The 26,700-nt window shown below is 58.0% G+C and carries 20 protein-coding genes; 8 read left to right on the top strand and 12 right to left on the bottom strand.

The genetic code is table 11. The features are described 5' to 3' along the window. Window positions 1-855 precede the first annotated feature (855 nt). A complete protein-coding gene (locus tag FA92_RS07130) occupies window positions 856-1,929 on the top strand; it encodes a porin (RefSeq protein ID WP_033782909.1) in 1,074 nt (357 codons plus the stop codon). A gap of 76 nt (window positions 1,930-2,005) precedes the next feature. Here the strand turns inward: FA92_RS07130 and FA92_RS07125 are convergent, their stop codons facing one another. Next, on the bottom strand, window positions 2,006-3,562 hold the full coding sequence (locus tag FA92_RS07125; RefSeq protein ID WP_013357658.1) for a bifunctional diguanylate cyclase/phosphodiesterase: 1,557 nt from the start codon (window positions 3,560-3,562) through the stop codon (window positions 2,006-2,008). Window positions 3,563-4,167: 605 nt separating this feature from the next. Here FA92_RS07125 and FA92_RS07120 point away from each other — a divergent pair. The 4 genes from FA92_RS07120 to FA92_RS07105 all read left to right on the top strand — a co-directional run bounded on the left by FA92_RS07120 (window position 4,168) and on the right by FA92_RS07105 (window position 7,144). Then, entirely contained in the window at window positions 4,168-5,712 is a 1,545-nt protein-coding gene (locus tag FA92_RS07120) for a methyl-accepting chemotaxis protein (RefSeq protein ID WP_033782908.1), read from the top strand. After that, the gene (locus FA92_RS07115; protein ID WP_013357656.1) at window positions 5,709-6,020 is read left to right on the top strand and encodes a hypothetical protein; all 312 of its coding nucleotides are present in this window, start codon (window positions 5,709-5,711) and stop codon (window positions 6,018-6,020) included. The genes FA92_RS07120 and FA92_RS07115 overlap by 4 nt, the downstream gene beginning before the upstream one ends. Before the next feature lie 347 nt (window positions 6,021-6,367). Further along, window positions 6,368-6,850 carry a MarR family transcriptional regulator gene (locus tag FA92_RS07110; protein WP_239780516.1) on the top strand — a complete coding sequence of 161 codons (483 nt, stop codon included), beginning with the start codon at window positions 6,368-6,370 and terminating at the stop codon, window positions 6,848-6,850. Window positions 6,851-6,943: 93 nt separating this feature from the next. Beyond that, window positions 6,944-7,144 (top strand): hypothetical protein, encoded by a 201-nt coding sequence (locus tag FA92_RS07105; RefSeq protein ID WP_230299964.1) that lies wholly within the window; start codon window positions 6,944-6,946, stop codon window positions 7,142-7,144. Between the two features lie 154 nt (window positions 7,145-7,298). Here the strand turns inward: FA92_RS07105 and FA92_RS07100 are convergent, their stop codons facing one another. From FA92_RS07100 to FA92_RS07065, 8 genes are all read right to left on the bottom strand, one after another. Continuing rightward, the gene (locus FA92_RS07100; RefSeq protein ID WP_197061490.1) at window positions 7,299-8,621 is read right to left on the bottom strand and encodes a PAS domain-containing methyl-accepting chemotaxis protein; all 1,323 of its coding nucleotides are present in this window, start codon (window positions 8,619-8,621) and stop codon (window positions 7,299-7,301) included. 227 nt (window positions 8,622-8,848) lie between these two features. Next, window positions 8,849-10,282: a YchO/YchP family invasin gene (locus tag FA92_RS07095; protein WP_051926492.1), complete on the bottom strand. Its 1,434-nt coding sequence runs from the start codon at window positions 10,280-10,282 to the stop codon at window positions 8,849-8,851. Between the two features lie 175 nt (window positions 10,283-10,457). Next, window positions 10,458-11,255 (bottom strand): glucose 1-dehydrogenase, encoded by a 798-nt coding sequence (locus tag FA92_RS07090; protein ID WP_033732425.1) that lies wholly within the window; start codon window positions 11,253-11,255, stop codon window positions 10,458-10,460. A gap of 11 nt (window positions 11,256-11,266) precedes the next feature. Then, a complete protein-coding gene (locus FA92_RS07085) occupies window positions 11,267-12,334 on the bottom strand; it encodes an ABC transporter permease (protein ID WP_013357650.1) in 1,068 nt (355 codons plus the stop codon). Window positions 12,335-12,372: 38 nt separating this feature from the next. Further along, the gene (locus FA92_RS07080) at window positions 12,373-13,905 is read right to left on the bottom strand and encodes a sugar ABC transporter ATP-binding protein (RefSeq protein WP_033782901.1); all 1,533 of its coding nucleotides are present in this window, start codon (window positions 13,903-13,905) and stop codon (window positions 12,373-12,375) included. A 10-nt stretch (window positions 13,906-13,915) separates the two neighbouring features. Next, window positions 13,916-14,527: a DUF2291 domain-containing protein gene (locus FA92_RS07075; protein WP_033732419.1), complete on the bottom strand. Its 612-nt coding sequence runs from the start codon at window positions 14,525-14,527 to the stop codon at window positions 13,916-13,918. Window positions 14,528-14,572: 45 nt separating this feature from the next. Then, window positions 14,573-15,508 (bottom strand): D-ribose ABC transporter substrate-binding protein, encoded by a 936-nt coding sequence (locus FA92_RS07070; RefSeq protein WP_033732417.1) that lies wholly within the window; start codon window positions 15,506-15,508, stop codon window positions 14,573-14,575. A gap of 55 nt (window positions 15,509-15,563) precedes the next feature. Further along, window positions 15,564-16,361 carry a GolD/DthD family dehydrogenase gene (locus FA92_RS07065; RefSeq protein WP_033782900.1) on the bottom strand — a complete coding sequence of 266 codons (798 nt, stop codon included), beginning with the start codon at window positions 16,359-16,361 and terminating at the stop codon, window positions 15,564-15,566. A gap of 352 nt (window positions 16,362-16,713) precedes the next feature. Here FA92_RS07065 and FA92_RS07060 point away from each other — a divergent pair, with 352 nt between their 5' ends. From FA92_RS07060 to mazF, 3 genes are all read left to right on the top strand, one after another. After that, complete coding sequence (locus FA92_RS07060) at window positions 16,714-17,526, top strand: DeoR/GlpR family DNA-binding transcription regulator (protein WP_033782898.1); 813 nt, start codon at window positions 16,714-16,716, stop codon at window positions 17,524-17,526. Between the two features lie 148 nt (window positions 17,527-17,674). Further along, window positions 17,675-17,923 carry a type II toxin-antitoxin system antitoxin MazE gene (gene mazE / locus FA92_RS07055; protein ID WP_033782896.1) on the top strand — a complete coding sequence of 83 codons (249 nt, stop codon included), beginning with the start codon at window positions 17,675-17,677 and terminating at the stop codon, window positions 17,921-17,923. Beyond that, window positions 17,924-18,259: an endoribonuclease MazF gene (gene mazF / locus FA92_RS07050; RefSeq protein WP_033782894.1), complete on the top strand. Its 336-nt coding sequence runs from the start codon at window positions 17,924-17,926 to the stop codon at window positions 18,257-18,259. Between the two features lie 877 nt (window positions 18,260-19,136). On the opposite strand, the gene cobA is transcribed toward mazF, so the two are convergent. From cobA to nirB, 3 genes are read right to left on the bottom strand one after another with little or no spacing between them, the layout of a single operon-like run. Then, window positions 19,137-20,018, bottom strand: a complete 882-nt coding sequence (cobA, locus tag FA92_RS07045; protein WP_051926489.1) for a uroporphyrinogen-III C-methyltransferase — start codon at window positions 20,016-20,018, stop codon at window positions 19,137-19,139. After that, window positions 20,018-22,636: a nitrate reductase gene (locus tag FA92_RS07040; RefSeq protein ID WP_033782892.1), complete on the bottom strand. Its 2,619-nt coding sequence runs from the start codon at window positions 22,634-22,636 to the stop codon at window positions 20,018-20,020. Before FA92_RS07040 ends, cobA begins: the two co-directional genes overlap by 1 nt. After that, the gene (nirB, locus tag FA92_RS07035) at window positions 22,633-26,697 is read right to left on the bottom strand and encodes a nitrite reductase large subunit NirB (RefSeq protein ID WP_081917119.1); all 4,065 of its coding nucleotides are present in this window, start codon (window positions 26,695-26,697) and stop codon (window positions 22,633-22,635) included. Before nirB ends, FA92_RS07040 begins: the two co-directional genes overlap by 4 nt. Between the last annotated feature and the right edge of the window lie 3 nt (window positions 26,698-26,700).

Here is a 26,700-nt window from a genome sequence, read left to right as displayed (position 1 = left end):
AGCCCTACTGTAGAGTGCAGTTAACGTGCCAGCCAGATAATTAATGCATAAAATGGTCATCACAACGGAATATCAATGAGTTAGATGCTGACAATATTCACTTAATTTGCATATATAGTGAATAATTGTCTGATTGCAGCGGCAAAGCCGGGTTTTAAACAGCGGAATTATGCATTCGCGGGATGAAATATCGCTTTTGTGATCGCTGATAAATTAGCTCTCCATAAAAACCCATTTCCTGCCCTGTTTTAGCGCAGTTTGCCTCTCACTGGTGCAGCGGTGGTCGCCGGATTTCGCCTGAACTAAGAGCGCTAAATAGCGAAAATTAACAAACTATTTTCATTTATCACGCCTGGCGGATTAATTTTACCGCCTGTCATCGATTAATTAATGAGCAATGTGATGACACTTTAATCAGTGTCGTGCAGATTATTTCTGACGTGATTATCGGGCGGGAAATAATATTTCTGAAAAGATGAACAGATATTAATATGCAGACTAATGATTAGAAGGGAATCCTTGTGAAATTATCACTTTCATAAAACTCACTATAATTAATACAGGGAGTGATGTGATTCAATTATATACAGTTAACTTATGGATTATAGTGTGTTTTTTTTAACTAATTTATTGATTATAATGCAGTTTTACACCATACCCCCCTTAAGGTTTTATTAGAAGAAAATCTTATTACCTTGTCATTTAATCTTCTGTCCCCTGCTGTTATTCATTAGCTGAATATAGACATCACATTTTGTTACTTTTATTACGCTTTGTAATTTTAACTTTTTGTGTCATTTTCATTTCACCCCGAAACAGGGGAATAATAATTAATGAATACAGGGTAATAATTAAATGATGAAGCGCACTTTACTGACGGCTATTATGCCGTTACTGATCGGTCTTTCTTCCGCACAGGCCGCAGAAATTTATAACAAGGATGGCAATAAGCTGGACCTGGTCGGCAAGATTAACGTGTCACACCTCTTTTCTGACGACGATAACAACAACGGTGATACCTCTTCTTATGCCCGTTTTGGTTTCAAGGGTGAGACGAAGATTACCGATCAGCTCACCGGTTATGGCTTCTGGCAGTACCAGTACAGCCTTCACAACTCTGAAGGCAGTGACGCACAGGCCACCAACCGTACCCGTCTGGGCTATGCTGGCCTGAAATTTGGTAAGGCCGGTGCGCTGGATTACGGACGTAACTATGGCCTGGTCTATGACGCGCTGAGTTACACCGATATGCTGCCGTTCTTCGGCGGCGATTCCGGTTATACCGACGCCTTCCTCTCTGGCCGCTCAACCGGCGTGCTGACCTGGCGTAACAGTGATTTCTTTGGTCTGGTAGACGGGTTAAACCTTGCTGCACAGTATCAGGGTAAAAACGACCGCAGCAGTAACATCGACGGCGTGCGTCGTTCGAATGGCGATGGTTTTGCCCTCTCCGCGTCTTATGACTTCGATTTCGGCCTGAGCTTCGCTGGCGCGTTTGCCAGCCTGGATCGCACCACGGCGCAGAACGCAGCCGCACGCGGTGAAGGCGAAAAAGCCCAGCACTGGGCAACCTCAGTCAAATATGATGCGAACCAGGTTTATCTGGCCGCAATGTACGGCGAAACCCTGAACGCCACGCCGATCAGCGGCGGCTTCGCCAACAAAGCGCAAAACTTTGAAGCCGTGGCGCAGTATCAGTTCCTGAACGGCTTCCGTCCATCCGTGGGTTACGTCTCATCGAAGGGCAAAGAGATTGAAAATATCGGCGATGCCGACATTATTAAGTACACCGCCGTGGGTGCCACTTACTACTTCAACAAGAACATGTCGGTCTATGGTGAATACCGCATCAACCTGTTGAAAGATAATAACCCGCTCGGTCTGGCGACCGACGACATCACCGCGCTGGGTCTGATTTACCAGTTCTGATGAGACAGCAGGCCCGGCGCTTCCTGCCGGGCCTGTTTACTGACTCATGCCAGCCATAATCCGTTCTCACGCCAGTTTAGCCCAGCGCCCTGACTAAATTAACCGCCACAGCCTCTTCCTGCATCAGCTCTTCTACGTTGGCCGATGCCAGCAGCGTGGTTGCCTGCCCGGCAGGCACCGGACGGCTGAAAAGATACCCCTGACCATAATCACAGCCGCGTTTTCTCAGCCACCGCAGTGTAGCGACATCCTCGATGCCCTCTGCCGTAATCACCACATTCAGCCCCTGACAGAGCGCCAGCAGCGTTTCCACGACTTTACGCTGCTCCGACCCGGTCACAATTCCGGCAATAAACGTCTGATCAATTTTGATTTTGGTAATCCCCAGCCCCAGCAGTACGGAGAGGTTGGAATAGCCAGTGCCGAAATCGTCCAGTACCACGCCGATACCGGCCTCTTTCAGCAGGCGGATCGCTTCACGGGCATCATCAGAGATAGCCATGACGTTCTGTTCCGTGATCTCCAGTTCCAGCATGACCGGTCCGGCATGCTGCATGATGCGGGACAGACAGGTGGTCAGCGACGGTCTCAGCAGCTGCTCCGGGGTAATGTTCAGCGACAGGCAGAGCCCGGCAGGCCATGCCCGTGTTGCACTGACCGCATCCTGCAGCAGCGCCACCGTCATGCTGTCCATCAGCCCAAGCCGTTCCACCACCGGCAGAAACTCAGCGGGTGAAACCGTCTGCCCCGACGCGGTGATCCAGCGTGCCAGTATTTCAAAGCCGGTAATGTTTCCGCTTCGCAGCGACACCAGCGGCTGCAGAAAGGGAACGATGGCGTGGCCGCTGACGGCAGCAACGACCTCCTGCTCCAGCCTTTCCCGCTGGCGAAAGCGCAGCTCCATGTCTGGTGTGAATCGCGCCAGATGAGAACGCGTGTTCTGTTTAGCTTCGTACAGCGCCAGATCCGCCGCCCGCACCACATCGGCCTGCCCGGTGCAGGCTGAACTGGCAATGCCTGCAGAGAGACTGAGGAAGGTATGCGGGCCGGTCCGGATGGATGCTGCATGCTGACAGAGACTTTCAGCGGCGGCCAGCGCCTGCTCAGCCTGCGACGCCGCGGTTACGATAGCAAACTCATCCCCACCAATGCGAAACACCTGGCTCTGCGTGCCCGCCGAGGTGGTCAGCAGTCCGGCCAGCGCAACCAGCGTGGCGTCGCCCTGACGATGACCGTTCAGGTCATTGATACTCTTGAAATCATTGATGTCGAGCAGCGTCAGGGTATAAGGCACCTCGCCGGTATTCAGCGCAGCAAGGTGTGCGGTGAATGATCGGCGATTCATCACGCCGGTCAGCGCATCCGTGCCGGCCAGCCTGAGTGCGTTTTTTTCTGCACTCAGCGATCTGCGGACCAGATTCACGATAAACAGCGCCGGAATAATCATTGCCAGCCCGGCAAATGCAGTCGCAGTCAGGATAAAACGCACCCGCTCGCTGGTTTCGAAACCGGGATCGTAGCCCAGGCCCAGCAGGCTGGAAATCCGCGCCTCAAGCCCGAATTCCCACAGTATGGAGAGTAAAATGATGGTCGCAATATTCAGCACTGCGAGCCAGAAAAGTTTCAGGCGCATGCGTTCATTCCCGGTGATGGAGAGTGTCAGAGTGTTGTTTTAATTATCTGTAAAAACCCGGGGTGGATTTCTCATAGCCTGTCAGCTTAACTGCCGACGATAATCACCCCTCCGCTATTTCTGCTCATAGAAATCACGCGTTCTCACCCGCCTCGCGCCAGCACAACAGAAGACCTGCTCTGCGCGGCGCGTGCCGGTGACGTCATCAATATCGATGAGTGTTCTATCGGCAGCGGCGACCAGATTAACAGGCCGGTCCGGTTATATTTATGCATTACGACGGTTTCGACGGGTTATACGACCGAAAAGGCGGGACACTACACAGCGCGTCAGGATGTACTGTGAAAGGGACATTAACTTACGAATTAACAAGAACTTGCCCTGTTATCGCTACCGTCAGTCGTTGCGCAAATTTGCGTGACAAAGCCTGGAAGCACGACGCTTTTTTATTTATTACCGGTGGTCTGATTGCATGGTAGACATTCCGGCATATCGTACTTTTATCGCACAAAACTAAATAGCACTCAATTTAGTTAAGTACAACCCTACAGAACCCTCTCCGGCTGCCGATACCGAGTTACCCAACGAACTCTTCTGGAAGATCGATGAAAATCTCAACGCGCCTTAGCGCAGGTTTTGGCCTGCTGATTTTGCTGTTTATTATTTGTGCCGGTACCGCGATTCAGGCGCTGAACAGCGCCCGTAATAGCATGGACGAGGTGGTCAATGTCCGGCTGAAAAAGTACCAGACCGTGCTGGATATGCGTGGCGGCGTGCGGGATATGGCCATTGCAGTGCGTAACCTGGCCCTGATGACCGATCCTGTTGCGATGAAGCCAGAATGGGAACGTCTGCAAAAACAGCGGGCGCTTTACATCAGCAATCGTGAAGCGCTGTCGCGCATGATGCAGACTGACGCCGGCCCCGCGGGACGCGAGGCGATGAGCAGAATTGAATCTGCCGAAGAGGCCGCGCTATCCACCCTGATGAACGCCGGAAAACTCGGGCTGGAAAACCGTCAGCAGGAGGTTACCGACTATCTATTAACCGTAGCGCGTCCTGCGCAGCAGACTCTGCTTAAAGCGATCAACGATCTGACTGAGCTGGAGATGCGCAACAGTCGGGATGCGGTGGTGGAAAACGGGAACGCTATCGCCCGTACCACCTGGATACTGATCATCCTGGCAGCGATCTCCGTGCTGGCTGCGGTCGCCACCTGCGCGTTTATTGTGCGTATGCTGATGCGTCAGCTGGGCGGCGAACCTGTTCAGGCACAGGCGCTGGCTGCCGCGATCGCGGCTGGTGATCTCACCTCCGCGGTTACGCTGCGCGGTGGCGACAGCACCAGCCTGCTTGCTTCGTTAAGCGGTATGCAGACCAATCTGCGCGGGCTGGTAACGCAAATCAAGGATGCTTCCGCTTCGGTGGCGCTGGCGGCCGATGAGATTTCCCAGGGCAACAGTGAGCTGTCATCCCGTACCGAGCAGCAGGCTGCTGCGCTGCAGGAAACCGCAGCGAGCATGGAGCAGCTCACCGCCACGGTAAAAAGCAATGCGGCGGGCGCGCATCAGACGGCGGGTTCAGCACGCGAGGCTGCCACACTGGCTCATGCAGGCGAAGCGGATGTTCAGCGCCTGTCAGAAACCATGCATGACATTTCGCTAAGTGCCGTGCGGGTGCGTGACATTACGTCGGTGATTGAGGGCATCGCTTTCCAGACCAATATTCTGGCGCTTAACGCCGCAGTAGAAGCAGCACGTGCCGGGGAAGACGGTCGCGGATTTGCCGTGGTCGCGGGTGAGGTCCGATCGCTGGCCCAGCGCAGCGCCACTGCGGCACGCGACATCAAGCAGCTGATTGAGCAGGCGGTGACGCAGGTCGAGGAAGGTGTCACGGTGGCCGCAGGAACGGGTGAGCGCATCCTGAAAATTGTCAGCCGCGTAGGTGAACTGGCCGATGCCATGGACAACCTTTCACTCTCCTCCGGTGAGCAGATGCAGGGCATCTCCCAGGTCAGCATTGCGGTGAGTCAGATGGATGGCGTCACGCAGAATAACGCCGCGCTGGTACAAGAGTCCTCTTCTGCGTCACAGTCCCTGCTGGCGCAGGCGCGCGACCTGCGTGGCATGGTCGGGACCTTCACCGTATGAACCCTTCCGGCGGACACCGTTCCGCCGATACGGCTGATCTTATCAGCCGTATCGGCGGGCTAAAACAGGACGTGGATATTCTGCTGCAGCAGCTCAGCGAAGGGGAGTATCTGAGCGTGGATACCTTCGCCAATAACTGGATACATCTGACCGAGCTTTACAGCCGGATTCAGGCGCACATGAGTGACCGCGCCCTGATGGATAAACTGGTGCGTAGCGACCTGCTACTGGCCGCTGACCTGCTGGCGGTGGGAAGAATGATTGCGGTCATGGATAACTTTCTGCGCTGCGCGGTCATTACCCGATGACCGGATCGTGGCGCTGACAGTGTGCGACATTCGCTTCTGCGTTAAACGCTGAAATGATGCGGCAAATTTCAGCCGATTTGCCCCTGGCGCACGTTGTGTGCCAGGGGCTACGCCCGGTTATGTTGACTTCAATTTAATTTGACTCAATACTGAGCCACCTTTCACACGGAGGCGCAGCCAACGGCTTTTCCTCTCGCCGCGAAAGCGCCTGAAAGTTAGGTGTCTGACACCCGACAAAAGATGCTGCCGCAGTCCGCATCTTCCCGATACACGCTTAGCAAGACTTCAGGGCTGACAAGCCACCGGTGGTCTGGCTCTCCTGCCCCGGACTGAGAATGAGTAAAGATATGAATGATGAAACCGCGGGGATCGCTGATACCTCTCCCGCCAGTGCAGCGCCTGAAACCATCGACCAGTTTCTCTGCTTTGCGCTCTACTCCGCATCGCTCGCCATGACAAAGCTCTATCAGTCGCGGCTGAAACCGCTGGGGCTGACCTATCCGCAGTATCTGGTACTGCTGGTGCTGTGGGAAAAAGATGGCCTGACCGTCTCCGATATTGGCGCACGCGTGCGGCTGGATTCCGGCACACTCAGTCAGCTTCTGAAGCGGCTGGAGAGCGCAGGCATCATCTGTAGGCAGCGTGACACCGGGAAGGATGAGCGCCGGGTTGTGGTCTCCCTGACGGAACAGGGCCACCAGCTCAAAGTCGCGGCGGCGGGCGTCCCGGCCGATATGGTCTCCGTAATGGATACCGCCTGCAGTGAGCTTGGTGAACTGACGACCCAGGTTGCCACGCTGCGGGAAAAACTGCTTAAGGCCCTGCCATGATGCTGGCTTTCGATAAACGTGCGGGCAGGCTGAATCACCGAAGCGTTGTCCGATCAGATGCTTTTCAGCAGAATTGCTGCACTGGAGTTTCTTTTGAGTACCGATAAACCAGCGGATATGGATGATGTCTATGCCGTGGTAGGACAGGCTGTTTCCAGCCTGCTGAAGTCAGGCAAGACGGCAGGCATACAGGAAATCATCGCGTTCCTGAAACAACAGGAAGCGCGATCGGTCAACGGCCAGAGAGAAGTTTACGCCAGAGCCGTTCGTGTCGTGACGAAACTGGTTAACTGACCCCTGCCGGGCTGAGCGACGCTTTTAAGGTAAGCGTCACAATCGCCATTCCTCATTCTCCTGTTCGTAACAACGCCGGACCTGGCCCAATGAATCCCTGTTCTTCAGGGGCACGCCTTCACCGGCCCTGTTTATCCGGCCGGTTCAGACGTCGTTATTCGCTATGCGCTGCACGGGCAACGTCTCTGACGGCGCTTTCAACCCGCTCTGAATCTTTCTGAATGCTGGCTATCACTTCCCCCGCCTCACGCATCAACAGTACCCCCTGACCGGTGTTCGCCAGCGAAGTTTCAATTCCCCGCAGCACCTCTCTGGCAAGTTGATTATTCCCTGCTACCACCCGCTCAATTTCTTCGGTCGCACTGCTGACGCTGGCCGCCAGGCTGCGGACCTCTGCCGCCACGACGGCAAAGCTGCGGCCCGACGTGCCTGCGCGCGCCGCTTCAATGGCGGCATTCAGTGCAATAAGGCGGGTCTGCATGGCAAAGCGCCGGATGGTTTCAACCATGCCATCAATGCTGTCAGACTGGCTGTTCAGGCGTGTGACGTCTGCCGACACCACACTCATCTCTTCAGCAATCCGGCTGATCATCTGAATGCTGTTGTCGATAACATCCGCGCCCGCCTGTGCACTTCCCCGCGTCTGGACAGCCATGTTCCAGGCATTTAACGCCGCGTCATACTCCTGCTGATTACGCAGCACCTGTTCCGTCACATCGGTGGCGAATTTAACAATTTTAGTAAGCTGTCCATCGCTGTTGAATACCGGATTGTAAGTGGCCCTGAGCCAGAGCGGTTCGCCACGCCGGTTAAGACGGGGAAACTGGCCCGAAAAGAACTCGCCCTGATTCAGCCTCAACCAGAACTGCCGGTACTCCTCACTCTGAGAGAGCGCATCCGAACAGAAAAGCCGGTGATGCTTTCCTGTGACTTCGGCAGCCTGATAGCCGGTAGCCTTCAGGAAGTTATCATTTGCCTCCAGCACGTGGCCGTCAGGACGAAAGGCGATTACGGCCATGGAGCGGCTGATCGCATTGATAATCGACTCCTGCTCCAGTGATGACTGCATTCTCTCTGAAATATCCGCGGCTATTTTCACGATTTTGAAAACCCGTCCGCGCCGGTCAGTCACCGGAATATAGCTTGCCTCCAGCCAGACTGGTCGCATGCCTTTAGCCAGCCGCAGATATTTATCACTGAAGCTTTCACCTGCCGCCAGACGCTGCCAGAAACGGCGATATTCTGGCGAGTTCACCAGCGCGGGTGGACAGAACATGCTGTGATGCTGACCAACAGTTTCGTCCGCCCGGTATCCCATGGCCGCCAGAAATAGCGGGCTGGCTTTCTGAATAATGCCCTCAGGCGTGAACTCAATCACGGGCATAGCGCGCCCCAGAGATCGGAATGACGCGGTGGCGTGCAGGCCACGCTGACGGATAAAAGAAGGGACAAGATATTTCAGTAAACTCAGGCGCATCAGCAGGACCAGTAAGCGGTGGAATTGCTTTTGTTATCGGCATATTGCCGGCGTCCCTTACGCATCGCTGCGATAGTTGCGGCTGATGATTGCAACACGATGTTACTACTGACACATAAGCCTGACGTTAGCCTGTCATCAGCACGACTCTGTGATGAACCCGGCTGGACGTGCCATGCACCACGCCGGCCGGATTTACCTGCCAGCGCCGTGCTGGCAGGTTTCCGTTAGAGCGCCGTGCCGGTGGGTGCCATTAAATCGTAACGATCGTTCTGCGGGGATGCGTCCATGGCCATCGGCGGCTCAATTTTCAGGGTGATCCAGTTAGAGGTGACACGCTGCTGCTTGCTGTCCTCCAGCGTCACCGACAGCCGGTATTCGTTGCTGGCGTCTGGCGACGGATCCCATTGCGGTAGGATCACACTCCAGCCCTGCGGATCCGCATTATTGGCCGGTGGCGTCAGGCTCAGCGCCTGCGTGTCACCCTGCCAGCTCACTGCCTTGATGTCATTGCTGGCCCGCACCTGCAGCTTCAGCGGCAGGCTCTCGCCACTGCTTAACTGCCAGGGGGGTGTCGCCAGGAACACCGACAGCGTTTTGCGCTGACGGAATGCGAGCACCGGCGTATCGCTGCGGGTCACGGTATCGTAACGGCTGCCGCGCAGGGAGCGCGCTTCGGCGACGTTACCGGCATCAAGCTGACGGCTCAGCGCTACGCCAAAGCGGTAGTTCAGTTTCAGCCCCAGCTGATCCTGGCTTTCACCGGCACTGCTGGTTTTGTGGGTGGCTGACAGCGTTACCAGCGGCACCGGCGTGTAAGAGAGGCCAAACGACATGGCGGAGGGATTGTGATAGCGGTTGCCGCTGTTAAACAGATCGACATTCTCACCCAGATATTGCTGATAGCTCACCGAGACGCCCAGTTGACGATAAAAGGGCAGATAGCTCTGGCTGGTGATGTCATAGCCGCGCGCCATGCGCTGCTGCTGCGAGTTGCCCAGATTTTTCCAGCCGGAAAGCGGCTGATAGTAGTTGGCAGAGAAACGCATCGAATCACTCCAGGCCTCAGTCCCCACCGAGGCGCGCTGCAGGCCGCTGCTGAAGACATGATCGACAAAGCCGTTGTAGCCCAGCAGCCAGTTACCGGCGTCCCAGCGTTGTCCCAGTCCCGCATTGCCGACCAGACCCTCGCCGGTATCATGCAGGCCAAGCTGGCTGAAGGTAAGCAGGCTGTTCTCGTCGGCCAGTGCGCTGAAGAGATCGCCGCCCGTGCCGGCAAAGTTACCGTTCATGTCGACTTTCAGATCGAGCTGCGCGGTGCCGTAAGGGGAAAGCAGTGACTGCCCTTCACTCTCGACCCGGTCGGCCACTTCATCGCGCAGATGATTGAAGGCCCAGACGCCCGCCTGCTGGCCAAACGTCACATTGCTGTCGCTGTTGTTACTCGCTTCACCGATGCTTTTCGCCACGGCTGCCAGCTTTTTGCTCCACGCTTCATCCTCGTCGCGGGTGCTGCCAAGCGTCGGCAGCGACTCACTGTAGCGCGCAGGATTGTCGAATGGCGTTTCTGACACTGCCGTTTCAGTCTGAAACGCACGGGCGCTCTGCAAGGCAGAGAGCGACAGCGCAATCAAAGAGAGAACCCCTGTTTTCCGTATCATGTCACCCGGCACGTTGATTGATTTGTTGCTGCGATAAAGTCAAATTCATTGACAGTTACCTTAACATATTGTGACGGCGATGCAGGACAGCAGAGGCAAATTGTGCATATACCAGAAAAGTCTGGCACAAAAAAAGGCCTGCTGTGCAGCAGGCCCGGGGTTATCTCTGGCGTCTTCAGGAGAAGATTAAGCCGCCATCCACGTTAATGGTCTGTCCGGTGATATAGCGCGCATCGTCTGAAGCCAGAAACGCCACCAGCCCGGCCACATCCTCCGGCTGACCGGCACGCTTCAGCGGAATGTTTTTCACCCACTCCGCCATCAGCTCACCTTTGCCGTAGGTTTTTTCCTCGCTGCTGAGGATCTCGCCCCAGACGCGATCGTTGTAATCCCACATCTCACTCTCAATGATGCCGGGACAGAAGGCGTTGACCGTAATGTTCCACGGTGCCAGCTCCAGCGCCAGACTCTGCGTAATGCCGATGACCCCCATTTTGCTGGCGGCATAGTGCGGCGTGTAAATAAAGCCCTGTCGTCCCTGCCCAGATGAGGTGTTAATCAGACTGCCGCTGCCCTGCTTCACCATATATTTCGCCGCTTCACGACAGCAGAGCCAGACGGCAGTGGTGTTCACGGCCAGAATCCGTTCAAAGTCGCTTTTCGGCATGGTGTCGAAGCGGTCAATGGTAATCACGCCCGCATTCTGAATCGAGACGTCAATCTGACCAAAGCGTTCAAAGGCCTGCTGATAGAGCTGCTGCACCGCCGCTTCATCTGTGACGTCGACCTGCAGCGCCAGAATCTCACTGCCATACTGCTGCGAAAGCTGGTCAGCGGTGGCAAAGACCCGATCGGCATTCGACACCATCACCAGCCTGGCCCCATCGCGGGCGAAACGCGCCGCGATCCCGGCACCGATGCCGCGACAGGCACCGGTAATCACCACTGTTTTTCCACGTTGCTCGCGGCTCATAATCGCTCCTGTTAACTGTGACGGATATCAGTGAGAGGCACTGCCTGCTGCTTTTTTTCATGGCGACGCAGCAGCACCACTTTGCTTTGCAGACGTTGCTGGAACTGGTCGATCACGACGGCTGTGACAATCACCAGACCTTTAATCACCATCTGCCAGAAATCGCTGACGCCCATCATCACCATGCCATCCGCCAGGAAGACGATAACGAACGCGCCAATAATTGAGCCGGACACCCGGCCACGTCCGCCCGCCAGCGCCGTGCCGCCCAGCACGGTGGCACCAATGGCGTCCATCTCAAACATGTTGCCGGTCATCGGATGCGCGGTCTGCAACTGAGACGCCACCACCAGCCCGACCAGACCGGCGCAGAGGCCGGAAAAGGCGTAAACAAAAATTTTCACTTTGATAATCGGCACGCCCGCCAGCCGCGCGGCGGACTCATTGCCGCCAATGGCGTAGATGTAACGGCCCAGCGGGGTTTTGCGCGTCAGGTAGAGGCCGAGCAGCAAGAAGCCGAGCATCAGCCAGATCGGCAGATACACCCCCAGCACGGTACCGGAACCCAGCAGGGCAAAACCGGTGTTGCCCAGCGCGGGCATCCCGACCAGATTGGCGTAGGTGCCGCCATCGTTGAACAGCAGTGCCGCACCGCGCGCCACATACATCATGCCCAGGGTGCAGATAAAGGGAGCCACGCCCAGCCGGGTGATCACCGTACCGTTAATAAGCCCCACCAGCACGCCAAAGATCGCCACCACCAGAATCACTTCAGGCACGTTGAGAAACAGCGTATTGCCGCCCCATAACGGAATGCCACTGGTCAGCAGCGCACCCGCCACCATGCCGCAAATCCCGGCGACCGCGCCTACAGAGAGATCGATACCGCCGGTGAGGATCACCAGCGTCATCCCTATCGCCAGCAGCCCGGTAATGGCGACGTGCTGCGTCATAATCAGCAGGTTAGAGGGGGTCAGAAAGTTCGGCACCATCACGCTGAAGAAGCCGACCACAATCAGCAACGCAATAAAGGTGCGCGCCTTGAGCAGGTACATATAGAGCAGATATTTTTGGTTCATGACGTTCTCCGGCCAGCTTAGCCCAATGGGCCAGGTGCTTAATCCTGCGGGGTTGATGCCGCGATCAGATGTTCTCTCGTTGCCGCCGCGCGGGGCAGATCGGCCGTTATCCGGCCATCGGCCATCACTAAAATGCGGTCCGCCAGCGCCATCACCTCATCCAGCTCGGACGACGAAAACATCACGGCCAGCCCCTGTTGCGCCAGATTGCCAATCAGGTAATAAACGTCGGTTTTGGCACCGACATCGATGCCGCGCGTCGGCTCATCCAGCAATACCACCTGCGGCCCGGTCATCAGCGCCTTACCCAGCACCACCTTCTGCTGATTACCGCCACTCAGCGCCGTGACCGGCAGATCGGGATCGCTGACTTTAATCGCCAGATGGCCGATCATCTCACTGACCCGCTGCTGCTCCCGGCCCGGATTCAGCAGCCCCAGCGCCCGACGAAAACCGCGTAGGCTGAAGTCAGAAAGCGTCATATTGGCAGTAACCGACATCAGTTCAATCACCCCTTCGCCTTTACGATCTCCGGGCACCAGCGCGATGCCGCTTTTCAGCCGCTGCTGAAAACTGCGTTTCGCCAGATCCTTACCTGACAGCCGGACCCGGCCCGACTGACAGGGCATCAGCCCAATCAGCCCCTTAAACAGCTCCGTGCGTCCCGCGCCCAGCAGTCCATAAATGCCGATCACCTCGCCTTTACGCAGGCTGAAACTGACCTCATTAAGCTTGTAGCCGCCGTTCTGATGCAGCGCGGTCAGCCCCTCAACCTCCAGCACCGTTTCCCCTTGTGGCGCAGGCTGATAGTCGAACTGTTTTTTCTTATCGCCCACCATCTGGGCGATAATCCACGGCACGCTGGCGTCGCGCACCTCGCGCTCACTGATAAAGCGCCCATCGCGAAAAATGGTGATGTGATCGCCTATCTCCATCAGCTCTTCCAGCCGGTGTGAGATATAGATAATGGTGACGCCGCGCCGCTTCAGCTGATCGATGACATTGAACAGCACTTTCACTTCCGACTGGCTCAGGGCGCTGGTGGGTTCATCCATGATCAACACCCGGGTATCCTTCGACAGCGCCCTGGCAATCTCCACCAGTTGCTGATGCCCGATGCCCAGCTCGCCCAGCGGCGCATAGGGATCGACATCGAGCTGCAGCCGCTGCAGTAGCGACTTCGCCAGCGCGTACTGATACTTTTCATTGATGACGCCGCGCTGGAAAAACTCGTTGGCGATAAAAATGTTGTCCATCACGTTCATGTTGGGAAACAGATTCAGCTCCTGGAAAATGATACTGATCCCCTGCTTCTCCGCCTGATGGGTGGAGTTCAGCGATACCACCTGGCCATCCAGTAGAATCTCGCCCGACGACGGCGTTTCCACCCCGGCCAGCATCTTCATCATGGTGGACTTGCCGGCCCCGTTCTCCCCGATCAGGACATTCACTTTGTTGCGATAAACGCGATAGCTGACCTGATCGAGCGCGGTCACACCAGGATAGAGACGCGACACGTTGCGCGTTTCGATAATCACGTCGCCGGACGTTTGCGGTTGCGGATTTTGCATCTGCCGCTCCTTATTGCCGGGTGATGGCAGCCGGAGTGATATCCGGCAGCTGTTGCGGAATGTCCCAGCTGCTGAACACGCCAGTAACACTCACTTTGTCGCCCACCTTCGGCGCGAACTGCTGCATCAGGGTTGAGGCGTGCTGGTTGATCGCCTTGCCGTAATCACCAAACAGCACCTGATCGTTGAAGTCCTGATAGCTCGCGCCTTTATAGACATCGCGCAACGCCGTGCCACGAATGATTGGCCCGACCTGTATAGTGACACTGTCACCTGATTCATCCTTCACGGTCATCTTTCCGCTGCGGGAAGTGGTATTGACAGCCGTTACCTCGCCGCGAACGGAAACGCTGAAAACACAGGGATTCTCAGCCTGACTGCGATAACCGTAGGTCTGGCAGGCGCTGTCAAAGTCTTTGGCAGATTGCAGCGACGACATCAGCGTCGCCAGCGGTTTCGCCTCGGCCTGGACCTGCGGCACCAGCTTCTGCTGCCAGAGCTGGTCGATGTTGGCCATCTTCGGATTGGGGGGATTCTTCAGGTCAGCCAGCTCCTGCTGCGACACAATTTTGCAGCCACCTGACAGCATGACCACCAGCGTCAGCCAGACTCTTCGGGACATCTTCTTCTCCCTGGCGCCCGCTTTCGCAGGCGCGGCAGCGGTTAATTACGACTTGTAGTTAAAGTCCTGGACGCCTTTGGCGTTTTCCGGGGTAATCAGAATGCCGCGGAACATCACCCGCTGTTTTTCCGGCTTCACGCCTTTCTGAATGAAGTTATCGAGATCGGTCACGCCTTCGGCGGCGATCGCCTGGGCCTGCAGCATCACCGTGGCTTTCAGCGTGCCTGCTTTCACCGCATCGCGTTCATCGTTGCTGCCATCAATCCCTACCACGATCACATCGTTGCGACCGGCTGCTTTGAGTGCCGCAATCGCGCCCAGCGCGACCGGACCGTTACCGCAGATCACCCCTTTCACATCCGGGTGCGCCTGCAGGATGCTGTCCATGATGCGCTTGCCATCGATCAGGGTGCCTTTGGCATCCTGACGCGCCACACTCTGCATATCGGGATATTGATCCAGCACCTGATGGAACGATTTTGAGCGGGTCACACAGTTATTGTCGGCCAGGTTACAGGCGAGTTCGGCGTATTTGCCCTTTTCACCCATCTTCTCGACAAAGACGTTGGCCACATCTGAACCCGCCTGAAAGTTGTTGTGGGTGATCTGCGCCAGCGCCACGTCATCCACCGGAATTTCACGGTTGATCAGCACGACAGGGATCCCGGCATCTTTGGCTTTTTTGATCGCCGCCACGCTGGCGGTGGAGTCGGCGTTATCCAGCACGATACCCTGCACTTTCTTACCGATAGCGGCGTCGATCAGTTCGCTCTGCTTCTTCACATCTTCGCCGTGCGACAGCACCGTGGTTTTGTACCCTAGCGCCTGTGCTTTGAGATTGGCGCCTTTGGCTTCAGAGGCGTAGTAAGGATTATCGAGTGAGTTAACCAGAATCATAATGGTGCCTTTTTCGGCGGCCAACGCCGCCTGAGAAACCAGACAGGCAGCCACGGCAGTGCACAGCAGGGTACGGTTTTTCATGATGTTCTCTCTTATCGTTATGGCAGGGTATGAAGTCCCGGGTGTTGGGTTGGCCTTACCAGATGGTGAAGCCACCATCGATCATCAAATCTGCGCCGGTAATCATGTCGCTGCCGTTGCTGGCGAAGAACAGCACGGCGGCGGCGATCTCATCGGTATAGGCAAAGCGACCGAGCGGAATCAGCTTTTTCATCTGCTCGCCTTTCTCGCCGCGCCAGGCTTTCTCGCCCATCGGCGTCAGTACCACGGTGGGCGACAGGGTATTCACGTTGATGCGGTGCGGAGAAAACTCTTTGGCCATCACTTTGGTCATGCCCAGCAGGCCCGCTTTGGCGGAGGTGTAGGCGACATGGTTGTCGATCGCGATGGACGCCGCCTGGGAGGCGATATTGATAATTTTGCCGCCTGCGCCAGCACGGATCATCAGCCGTGCGGCCGCCTGCGAGCAAAGGAAAGGTCCGGTGAGATTCACCGCGATCTGCTTCTGCCACTCGGCAAAATCAGTCTCAATCACCGGCTGCAGCATCACGTAGCCTGCGCAGTTGACCAGGATATCGATCCGGCCATAGTGGGAAACCACCGCGTCAAACGCCTCTTCCACCGACGCGGGAGCGGTGACATCACAGCAGACAAACTGCACCCGATCGGCCGGGAAGTCAGCCTGCAGACTGGCAACTTTCTCCGCTTCAAACGGCGGATAGAGCAGTGCCAGACGCGCGCCCTTCTCCAGCAGCATGCCATTAGTCGCCATCGCGATGCCGCCCAGCCCGCCAGTCACCACCGCCACCTTACCGGCCAGGTTCATTGCGGTATCCACGCCGTAGCGCAGGTTTACGTCATATTCACCACTCATCCCACTCTTCCCCTCATATTTTTGCTGATGCCGCTGACTCAATCATTTTCGAACAAAAATATAAGCTATCGAAAAGAAATGATATGTGGGGCAGATCAAATTTCGACCATCTGCCGTTTAAAGCGGCTTATCTGATTGAAAAGACGTGATCTGGCTTCCAGTCCCGAAATAAAGCCTGCTGCCTGCAATCCGGAAACCCTGATAGATTCAATAACCTGCGGATTATTTGTTTTCGTTCGAAAATAAAAGGTAATTCAGGTCATCTCGCATTCATAAAAATGGCGCGTTAAACTCAGCGACAGAGACCTTGTTCGCCCGAGCCATCAGGTTACTGGAAAAGGGAGCATTTCGATTGAAAAGCAAAAGTGAGCAGTTCGCTGACATGCAGCAACGCCGCGAGAAAATTCTGGAGATGATCCGTGAAGATGGTACGGTCACGGTCAAAGCGCTGACCGAGACCTTTGGACTGACTGAAGCCACATTACGCAGCGACCTGCGCATGCTGCAAAAACAGGGGTTTGTGCAGCGCTACCACGGTGGCGCAACGCTGATGACGGGCAAGCAGAATACCGGCGCGATGCTGCTGGAGCGGCAGACCCATCTGGAGGAGAAAGAGGCGATTGGCCGACTGGCGGCGCAGCATATCGAAAATGGCGACACGGTGATTTTCGATTCCGGTACCACCACCACCGCGATTACCGACGCCATCAGCCATATCCGCCGTTTATCAGTGGTCACCACCGCGGTGAACATCGCCCTGAAACTGGGCGGCGAGCCGGGCATCAATATCCTGCTGACCGGCGGTACTTTTAAATTTCCGACGCTTTCCACCTCGGGCGAGAAGGCGGCCAGTTTTTTCGAAAATGTGCTGGCCGAAAAACTCTTTCTTGCCACCGCCTGCATTTCACCGCGTCTGGGCCTGAGCTTCCCCAGCGAAACGGACATTAAGGTCAAACTGGCGATGATCAAATCAGCCAGCACGGTTTACGTGGTGGCGGACTCCAGCAAAATCGACAAGGTGTCGATGTTCGCGCTGCCCTGTGACTGGAGCAACATCCACTACCTGATTACCGACAGCGGCATCAGCACCGCGCAGGTTAAAGCGTTTGAAGCCTTAGGCGTGAAAGTGCTGGTGGCCCCGCTGCCGCTGAAGCGGGCGATGTAATGCTCCTGCTTTTTTTATGCAGGAAGCCTGGCACGTGCACTGCACCTGACGAAACACGACAATACCCAACGTTCAGGCTCACACCACTTGTGTATACAATGTATATTGCGCTAGCATGTATCTACATTGTGTATTGGAGGCATGTTAAATGATTCATGGAAATGTTAAACGCTGGGGTAACTCTCCAGCAATACGTATCCCGGCGACATTGATGCAGGCACTCAATCTTAATATTGATGACGAAATAAAAATCGATTTGGTTGAAGGAAAACTCATTATTGAACCTGTAAAGCAGGAAGTTGGTTACTCTCTTGCAGAACTGCTTGAAGGCGTGACAGAAGAAAATCTGCACGATCCGGTTGAATGGGGTGAGCCTGTCGGGAAGGAGATTTGGTAAATGGTAAGCCGTTTTGTGCCTGAAGCCGGAGATATCATCTGGGTGGATTTTGATCCGATCAAAGGAAGTGAGCAGGCAGGTCACAGGCCAGCTGTTGTTCTTAGCCCGTTTGCTTACAACAATAAAACCGGCATGTGTGTCTGTGTACCCTGCACAACGCATTCAAAGGGATATCCGTTCGAAGTTCCCATAAGCGCTGAGAAAGATAGCGTTGCCCTATCCGACCAGGTAAAAAGCATCGCCTGGAAAGTCAGGGGGGCCATCAAAAAAGGTGTCGTTTCCGCAAGCGAACTTCAGCAAATTCGTGGAAAGATAAAAGTCATCATCGGTTTATAGCCTCAGTAGTTTCTGAACAATCAGACACATCGGTCTTTCCGAAAATGATTCTTCAAGGCAGGCCTTTTCTGCCTAAGCAAACCGCACCGGTCTGCCCCCACATCCCGGCACGTGCGCGCTCACCATCCGCACCTAATTCAGACCCGTTCCCGCAAAACCCCGCACCAATGCTAACCGTGCAGGAATGGCCTGCCTGAAAAGCAAAGTGTGCGAGCCAGGGAGGGCGAGCCCAATCCGCAGGGAGGCGGGATCCCTTTGCGATCAGGCAGGCCTTTCCTGCACGACGCACCCTATTTCCACTCCATTTCAGCAAACCAGCAAAACCCCGCACCAATGCCAACCGTGCAGGAATGGCCTGCCTGAAGAGCAAAGTGTGCGAGCCAGGGATGGCGAGCCCAGTCCGCAGGGATGCGGGATCCCTTTGCGATCAGGCAGGCCTTTCCTGCACGACGCACCGTACTTCCTGCACGACACACCGGCTCTTCAAATCATTCCTGCTTTCTCACCCAAACCTACCTGCACCTAATCGCGATCCGCTTCCGCAAAACCTCCGCACCAATGCCAACCGTGCAGGAATGGCCTGCCTGAAGAGCAAAGTGTGCGAGCCAGGGATGGCGAGCCCAGTCCGCAGGGATGCGGGATCCCTTTGAGATCAGGAAGGCTTTTCCTGCACGACGCACCGTACTTCCTGCACGACACACCGGCTCTTCAAATCATTCCTGCTTTCTCACCCAAACCTACCTGCACCTAATCGCGATCCGCTTCCGCAAAACCTCCGCACCATCGCCAGCCGTGCAGGAATGGCCTGCCTGAAGAGCAAAGTGTGCGAGCCAGGGAGGGCGAGCCCAGTCCGCAGGGATGCGGGATCCCTTTGCGATCAGACAGGCTTTTCCTGCACGACGCACCGTACTTCCTGCTCAAGGCACCCGACTTCCTGCACGTCGCACCGGCTCACCGTCGCATCCCCCCGCACCTGCAAATCTGCCCGATAAAACCGCACGACCTCACCCACCACCAGCAGCGACGGCGACACCGGCTTCTCCTGCGCTACCGTCTCCGCCAGGCCACCCAGCGTGGTAATCAACACCCGCTGATCCGGCCGGGTTCCATTCTCAATAATCGCTACCGGCGTCTCCGGATCACGCCCCTGCGCCTGCAACTGCGCACTGATCGACGCACTCCAGCTCAATCCCATATAAAACACCAGCGTCTGATTCACCGCCGACAGCGCGGCTGCATCCAGCTGCGGCTCGCCGCTCCGGCCATGGCCGGTAATCAACCGCAGCGACTGCGCACAATCCCGATGCGTCAGCGGAATTCCGCTGGCCGCCGCACAGCCCACCGCCGCCGTAATCCCCGGCACCACCTCACAGCGAATCCCGGCCTCCTGCAGACTCACCATCTCCTCGCCACCGCGCCCAAAAATAAACGGATCGCCCCCCTTCAGCCGGATCACATCGCGCCCGCTGCGCGCCAGATCCACCAGCAGCTGATTAATCTGCGCCTGCTTCAATCCGTGCTGCCCCGGCTGCTTACCTACGTCAACGCATAACGCGCTCTCCGATACTTCCGCCATCACCGCTTCACTCACCAGCCGGTCATACACCACTACTTCAGCCCGCTGTAGCAACCGTAACGCCTTCACCGTCAGCAACTCCACATCGCCAGGGCCTGCGCCCACCAGCCACACCACACCCTGCGGCTTTGCCACCCCGGCAGGGGCCAGTAACTTATCCAGAGAATCAATTGCTCGCGTCATCATTCCTCCACAACCACGTCGGACAACAAAAGCTGCTTCAGCTCCGGAATACAGGAGCCACACTGCGTGCCGCACTTCAGCTTCCGGCCCAATGCCTGAGTGGTTCGACACCCCTGCGCTATCGCCTGCAAAATCGTCTGTTCACCCACCGCCATACAGCTACAGATAATCCGGCCTGCCGCGCTGCGCTGCGCCGACTGGCCCGCCAGCACGCTGTGCCGCCCGGCAGCGTCCTGCGGCGCATCCGCAAAGGCCGTCGCGACAAATGCACTATCAATCGACGGCAACATAGATCCGGCATAAAACGCCAGCTGTAACTCGCCGTCATGCCATGCCAGCAGCCGGTAATCATTGCCGCTGCCGGTGGCGAGCTGCAGGTCACAGCCTGACACATCAACCTGCCCGGCCAGCCACGCCTGCGGCGATCCCTCGCCTGCTACCGCATAACGCTGCACCGCCGCATAGGGCGCACGCGACCAGTAACGCAATCCTGCGGGCTGCGTAATCCCGCGCTGCCACAACCAGCCCTGCCAGCTCACCGCCAGCGGCAGAATCCGGACCGGCGTCTGCTTCAGCGCAGGCTGCCCTGAAAACGGACAGGCGCGGGCGGCGACCAGCATATCGACGTGACTCTGCTGACTGAACTGCCGGTTCCAGTGCATCGGCACAAACAGCTCGCCGCGCCGCATCCCGGCATCAGCGCGCACCCGCGCGCTAATCCAGCCCTGTACTGACTGCACCCGCGCCAGACCGCCTGCCGTCACGCCATACTGCGCGGCGTCAGCCGGATGAAGCGCCACAAACGGCTCATCACAATGCTGCATCAGACGCGGCACCAGCCCGGTGCGCGTCATGGTATGCCACTGATCGCGCACCCGACCGCTGTTCATCAATAGCGGATAAGCCGCATCACGCGGGGTTAAGGCGGGCGTGGCCGGGACAAGCAGCCGGGCTTTGCCGTCAGGGTGAAAAAAGCGGCGATCGCCAAACAACCGTGCACAGCCCTGCGGATGAGCAGCATTTACCGGCCACTGGACCGGACGCAGCGCATCCCATTCGGCCTGGCTCAATTGCGACAGGCCGCTGATATCAAATGCCCGCTGACCGTCATTCTCAAAACCCGACAGCGCCGCGTGCTCGCAGAAAATCTCAGCCGGATGCTGCCAGTTAAATCCCTCACGGAACCCCAACCGCTGCGCCACCTGCGCCAGCAGCCACCAGTCAGGCCGGGCATCCCCCGGTGCGGCGGCAAAGGCGCGCTGCCGCGAAATACGTCGCTCTGAATTGGTGACCGTGCCGTTCTTCTCGCCCCAGCCCTGGGCGGGCAGCAGAATATCGGCAAAGGCGCTGGTATCGGTCTGCGCCATCACATCTGAGACAATGACCAGCGGACAGGCCGCCAGCGCCTGCGCCACGCGATTGCCCTCCGGCATCGACACCGCCGGATTGGTGCCCATAATCCACACCGCCTTCACCTCGCCTTCGGCAATCGCCCTGAAGAGATCCAGCGCCATCAGCCCCGGCTGGCGGGCCATCGCCGGGCTGCGCCAGAAACGCTGCACCCGGTCGCAATCCTCGTCAGTAAAACTCATGTGCGCCGCCAGCTGGTTCGCCAGACCGCCCACTTCGCGACCGCCCATGGCATTTGGCTGTCCGGTCAGCGAAAAAGGCCCGCAGCCCGCACGGCCTATTTTACCTGTCAGCAGATGCAGGTTAAGAATCGCCTGGTTATTGTCGCTGCCAGTGGCGGACTGATTAATCCCCATGCACCACAGCGTCAGCACCCGATCGTGCTGGCTGAACAGCCGGAAAAAATGCGTCACCTGCTGTTCCGTTAAATCACAGGTCTCTGCGACCCGCGCGACATCCCACTGCGCGGCGGCGGCCAGGGTTTCACTCACGCCATTCAGGTGCGGCAGCATGCTGGCATCAAGACCATCGTTCTGCGCCAGCCAGTGCAGCAGACCGGAAAACAACGCCGAATCGCTGCCGGGACGCAGTGGCAGATGCAGATCGGCCTGATCACAACTGGCCGTGCGGCGCGGATCGATAACAACTATGCGCATCGCCGGTCGCTGCAGCTTCGCCTGCATCAGCCGCTGCCAGACCACCGGATGCGCCCAGGCAGCATTGGACCCCACCAGCAAAACCAGATCGGCCTGCTCCAGATCCTCATAACAGCAGGGCACCGCATCGGCCCCTAGTGCCCGCTTATAGCCGACCACGGCTGATGCCATACAGAGCCGCGAATTGGTATCGATATTGGCGGCACCGATATAGCCCTTCATCAGCTTATTGGCGACGTAGTAATCCTCAGTCAGCAACTGGCCGGAGCCGTAAAACGCCACCGCCTGCGGACCATGCTGATCGATCACCGCGCGCAATCCTGCCGCTGCCGCATCCAGCGCCGCATCCAGGCTGACCGGCTGGCCGTTAACCTGAGCGGTAAGAAGACGCCCCTGTGGCGTCAGCGTCTCGCCCAGCGCCGCGCCCTTAACGCACAACCGGCCTGCGTTAGCGGGATGGTGCGGATCGCCGATCACCGTTGCCTGATGATTGCCCTGCGGCGTGACGCAGACGCCACAGCCGACGCCGCAATAGGGACAGGTGCTGTTCATGATGCCTGCGCCAGCGGATTTTGCGGGCGGTTTGCCAGCCAGATCTGCCCCGCTTCCAGCTTCACCGGCCAGCAGCGCAGTTGGTGCTGCGGATTATCCAGACTCTGCCCGTCACGCAGCCTCACCCGCTGCTTGTAGAGCGGAGAGATCACCACCGGCTCGCCGCCGACGTCACCCAGAATCCCGCGCGACAGCACGCTGGCATCGCTGCCGGGTTCACGATCCTCCAGCGCATAGAACGCGTCGCCAAAGCGGAACAGCGCAACACGCTCGCTGCCGAGTCGCGCCCCGATCCCCGCTTCTGGCGGAATCGCCTCCAGTGCGCAGACGGCGCTCCACGGCTCGGCGGGCATCTGCAGCAGCGGGCGCGCAGCCACGGCTTCAGGCTGCCGCTGGCCGCGTACCCGGCTGTAGTGCAGGGTTTCATCGGGCTGCTCGCTGTTGATCGTCGGCGTAAACAGTGCGAGCCGCGACGGGTCCGCCAGCGTGGTCTGCCACTCGCATTGCCAGGCGTCAACCACCCGCTGCATCTCCTGCTCCAGCGTCTCGCCCAGCCCAAGGCTGTCCTCAATCACCACCTGGCGCAGGTAATCCAGACCGCCTTCCAGATTGTCCAGCCAGACGCTGGTGCGCTGCAGACGATTAGCCGTACGGATATAGAACATCAGCAGGCGATCGACATAGCGCAGCAGCGTGGCATCGTCGAGGTCGCTGGCGAACAGGTCGGCATGGCGCGGCTTCATGCCGCCATTGCCGCACACATAGAGGTTCCAGCCCTTTTCGGTGGCGATCACACCGATATCTTTGCTCTGCGCTTCCGCACACTCGCGGGTACAGCCCGAAACCGCCATTTTGATTTTGTGTGGGGCGCGTAGTCCCTTGTAACGGTTCTCCAGCGCGATGGCGAAGGCGGTCGAATCCTGCACGCCGTAGCGGCACCAGGTCGATCCGACACAGGACTTCACGGTGCGCAGCGACTTGCCGTAGGCGTGACCGGTTTCAAAACCGGCCTCAAGCAGCGTCTGCCAGATAGCAGGCAGCTGATCAAGGCGCGCGCCAAACAGGTCGATACGCTGCCCGCCGGTGATTTTGGTGTAAAGGTCATAACGCGCCGCCACTTCACCGATGGCGATCAGCCCCTGTGGCGTGATTTCGCCTGCCGGGACACGCGGCACCACCGAATAGGTGCCATCTTTCTGGATGTTGGCGAAGTAGCGGTCGTTGGTATCCTGTAGCGGCAGGTGCGCCGGTTTCAGCAGATAGTCGTTCCAGCAGGAGGCAAGAATCGACCCCACCAGCGGCTTGCACACTTCACAGCCCTGACCCCTGCCGTGTGAGGCCAGCAGCGCATCAAAGGTTCTGAACTCACCGGCCCGTACCAGGTGATAAAGCTCCTGCCGTGAATAACTGAAGTGGTCGCAGACATCTTTTTTCACCTCGACGCCGAGAGTTTCCAGCTGAAACTCCATCACCTGCTTCACCAGAGCCGCACAGCCGCCGCAGCCGGTGGCCGCTCTGGTGCAGCTTTTGATGCTGCTCATCTCACCGCATCCGCCTTTCACCGCCGCGCAGATATCGCCCTTGCTGACGTTGTAACAGGAGCAAACCTGGGCGCTGTCGGGCAACGCCGCGACCCCTGACGCTTTCGGCGCACCGGCCAGCGCAGGCAGGATCAGGCTCTCCGGCGCGGCAGGCAAGGGTAAAGCGTTGAGCATCATCTGCAGCAGCGTGGCGTAATCGCTGCTGTCCCCGACCAGCACGCCGCCCAGCAGTCGGGTGCCCTCCGCAGAGACCACGATTTTCTTGTAGATGCCTTTTGGCCCGTCGGTCCAGTGATAGTGCTGACTGCCCGCCGTGCGGCCATGGGCATCACCGAACGACGCCACTTCCACGCCCAGCAGTTTCAGTTTGGTGCTCATGTCCGCGCCGCTGAAGGCAGCCGGTTCAGCCGCCAGATGTCCGGCCAGCACACGCGCCATCTGATAGCCCGGCGCGACCAGGCCAAAGATCTGACCGTTCCACAGCGCGCATTCACCAATGGCAAACACGTCGTTATCACTGGTCTGACAGCGATCGTTAATCTCAATGCCGCCGCGCGGCCCGAGCGTCAGGCCCGCCTCGCGCGCCAGCTCATCGCGCGGACGGATACCGGCGGAGAACAGCACCAGGTCGCCGGGTAAATGGCTGCCGTCAGCAAAACGCAGCACCACGCTGCCGTCGGGCTGCTGCTCAATCAGCTCGGTCTGTTTTGAGGTATGAACCGTCACGCCCAGCGCATCGATCTTCTGACGCAGCATCAGCGCCCCACCCTCATCGAGCTGCACCGCCATCAGGCGTGGTGCAAACTCCACCACATGCGTCTCCAGCCCGAGCTGCCGCAGCGCATTCGCCGCCTCCAGACCCAGCAGGCCGCCGCCAATGACGATACCGCGCTGGCTATGACGGGCGCAGGCGGCAATGGCATCCAGGTCGTCCAGCGTGCGATAGACAAAGCAGCGTTCGCCGTCGTGGCCCGGCACCGGCGGCACAAAAGCACGAGAGCCGGTCGCCAGCACCAGCTTATCCCACGCCAGCTCATTGCCCGCGCTGTCACGCAGGCTGCGCTGCTGGCGATCGATGGCCACCACTGTGCAGCTGCTGCGCAGTTCAATACCGTGCAGGGCAAAGAAGTCCGCGCCGACCAGCGACAGATCGCCGGCCGTTTTACCGTTGAAATAGTCTGACAGATGCACCCGATCGTAAGCCTGCTGGCGTTCCTCGCCATAAACCACGATGTGATAGTGCTGATGCAGTTCACGGGCAACCAGCTGTTCAAGAAAGTGGTGACTGACCATGCCGTGACCAATGACGGCTAAAACCGGTTTACTCATCTCAGGACTCTCTGCAGCCTGTGGCTGCGGTTCAGGTTGATCGTGATCGAACAGGGCATCGAGCGTGACAGAGTCGGCGCGCTGCAGACGTTCCAGCAGCGACGCGCCCTGCCGGGTGTCGCCGGAGAGCAGCACGCCACAGAGGCGGCCCTGACGGAGAAAAAGACGGCGGTAGTCGCCGGAGAGGGGATCAAAACTGCTGATGGACAGCGCCTCGCTGACATCCCCGGCGCTGAACAGCGAAATGCCGCTGACTTTGAGCCGCGTCGCCAGCGGCTCACTGACGAAATCGGCCAGCGGCGATCCCGCCAGCTGCGCCGCCAGAATCTGTGCCTGCGCCAGGCAGGGCGCGACCAGGCCAAAGGTTTCGCCCGCGATTTCGCAGCACTCGCCCACGGCGTAAACATCGGGAATGGCGCTGCGCAGCTGACCATCGGCCAGAATGCCGCGCTGACACGGTAGCCCTGCCGCCTGCGCCAGCGTGACCTCTGGCTGAACACCGATGGCAATCACCACCTGCGTGGCGGCGCAGTGACGCCCGCAGGTCAGCGTCACGCCCGCCTCGTCAATCGCCGTGAGTCCGCTGTTCAGTTCGCAGTGGATACCGCGTTGCGCTAAGGCCGCCAGCAGCAGCTCACCCGCTTTTGCATCCAGCTGGCGATCCAGCAGCCAGGGTTTATGGTGCACCAGCGTCACCTCACGGCCACGGGCGCGGAGTGCCGCCGCCGCTTCAATGCCGAGAAAGCCGCCGCCCAGGATCACTACCGGTCCCTGGCCCGCCAGCAGTCGCCGGACGTCGGCGATGCTGCGAAAACCCATGACGCACTCTGCGTCGATGCCGGGAATCGCGGGCAGACGGGGCTGCGATCCGGTGGCAAACACCAGCCGATCCCAGCCGAGCTGGCGCTGATCGGTCTGCACCGTCCGCGCCGCCAGATCGACCTGCTGCACGGTTTCACCGTTCAGCAGCGTCACGCCGTGCCGCTGATACCAGTCGCGATCGTGGATCAGGGTGTCAGTGAAGGACTTTTCACCCGCCAGCACCGGCGACAGCAGCACGCGGTTGTAGTTGCCGTGCGGCTCGCGGCCAATGACCGTAATGGCGTAACGCTGAGGCGCACGCTGCAGCAGGCTCTCCACCATCTGCATCCCCGCCATGCCATTGCCTATCACCAGCAACCGTTGCCTCATGGT

The sequence above is a fragment of the Pantoea sp. 9140 genome (assembly GCF_000745295.1).
GTDB classification, from domain to species: Bacteria; Pseudomonadota; Gammaproteobacteria; order Enterobacterales; family Enterobacteriaceae; genus Pantoea; species Pantoea vagans.
The sequence above is the reverse complement of the archived record's forward strand: the minus strand, read 5'-3'. Positions and strand labels throughout refer to the sequence as shown.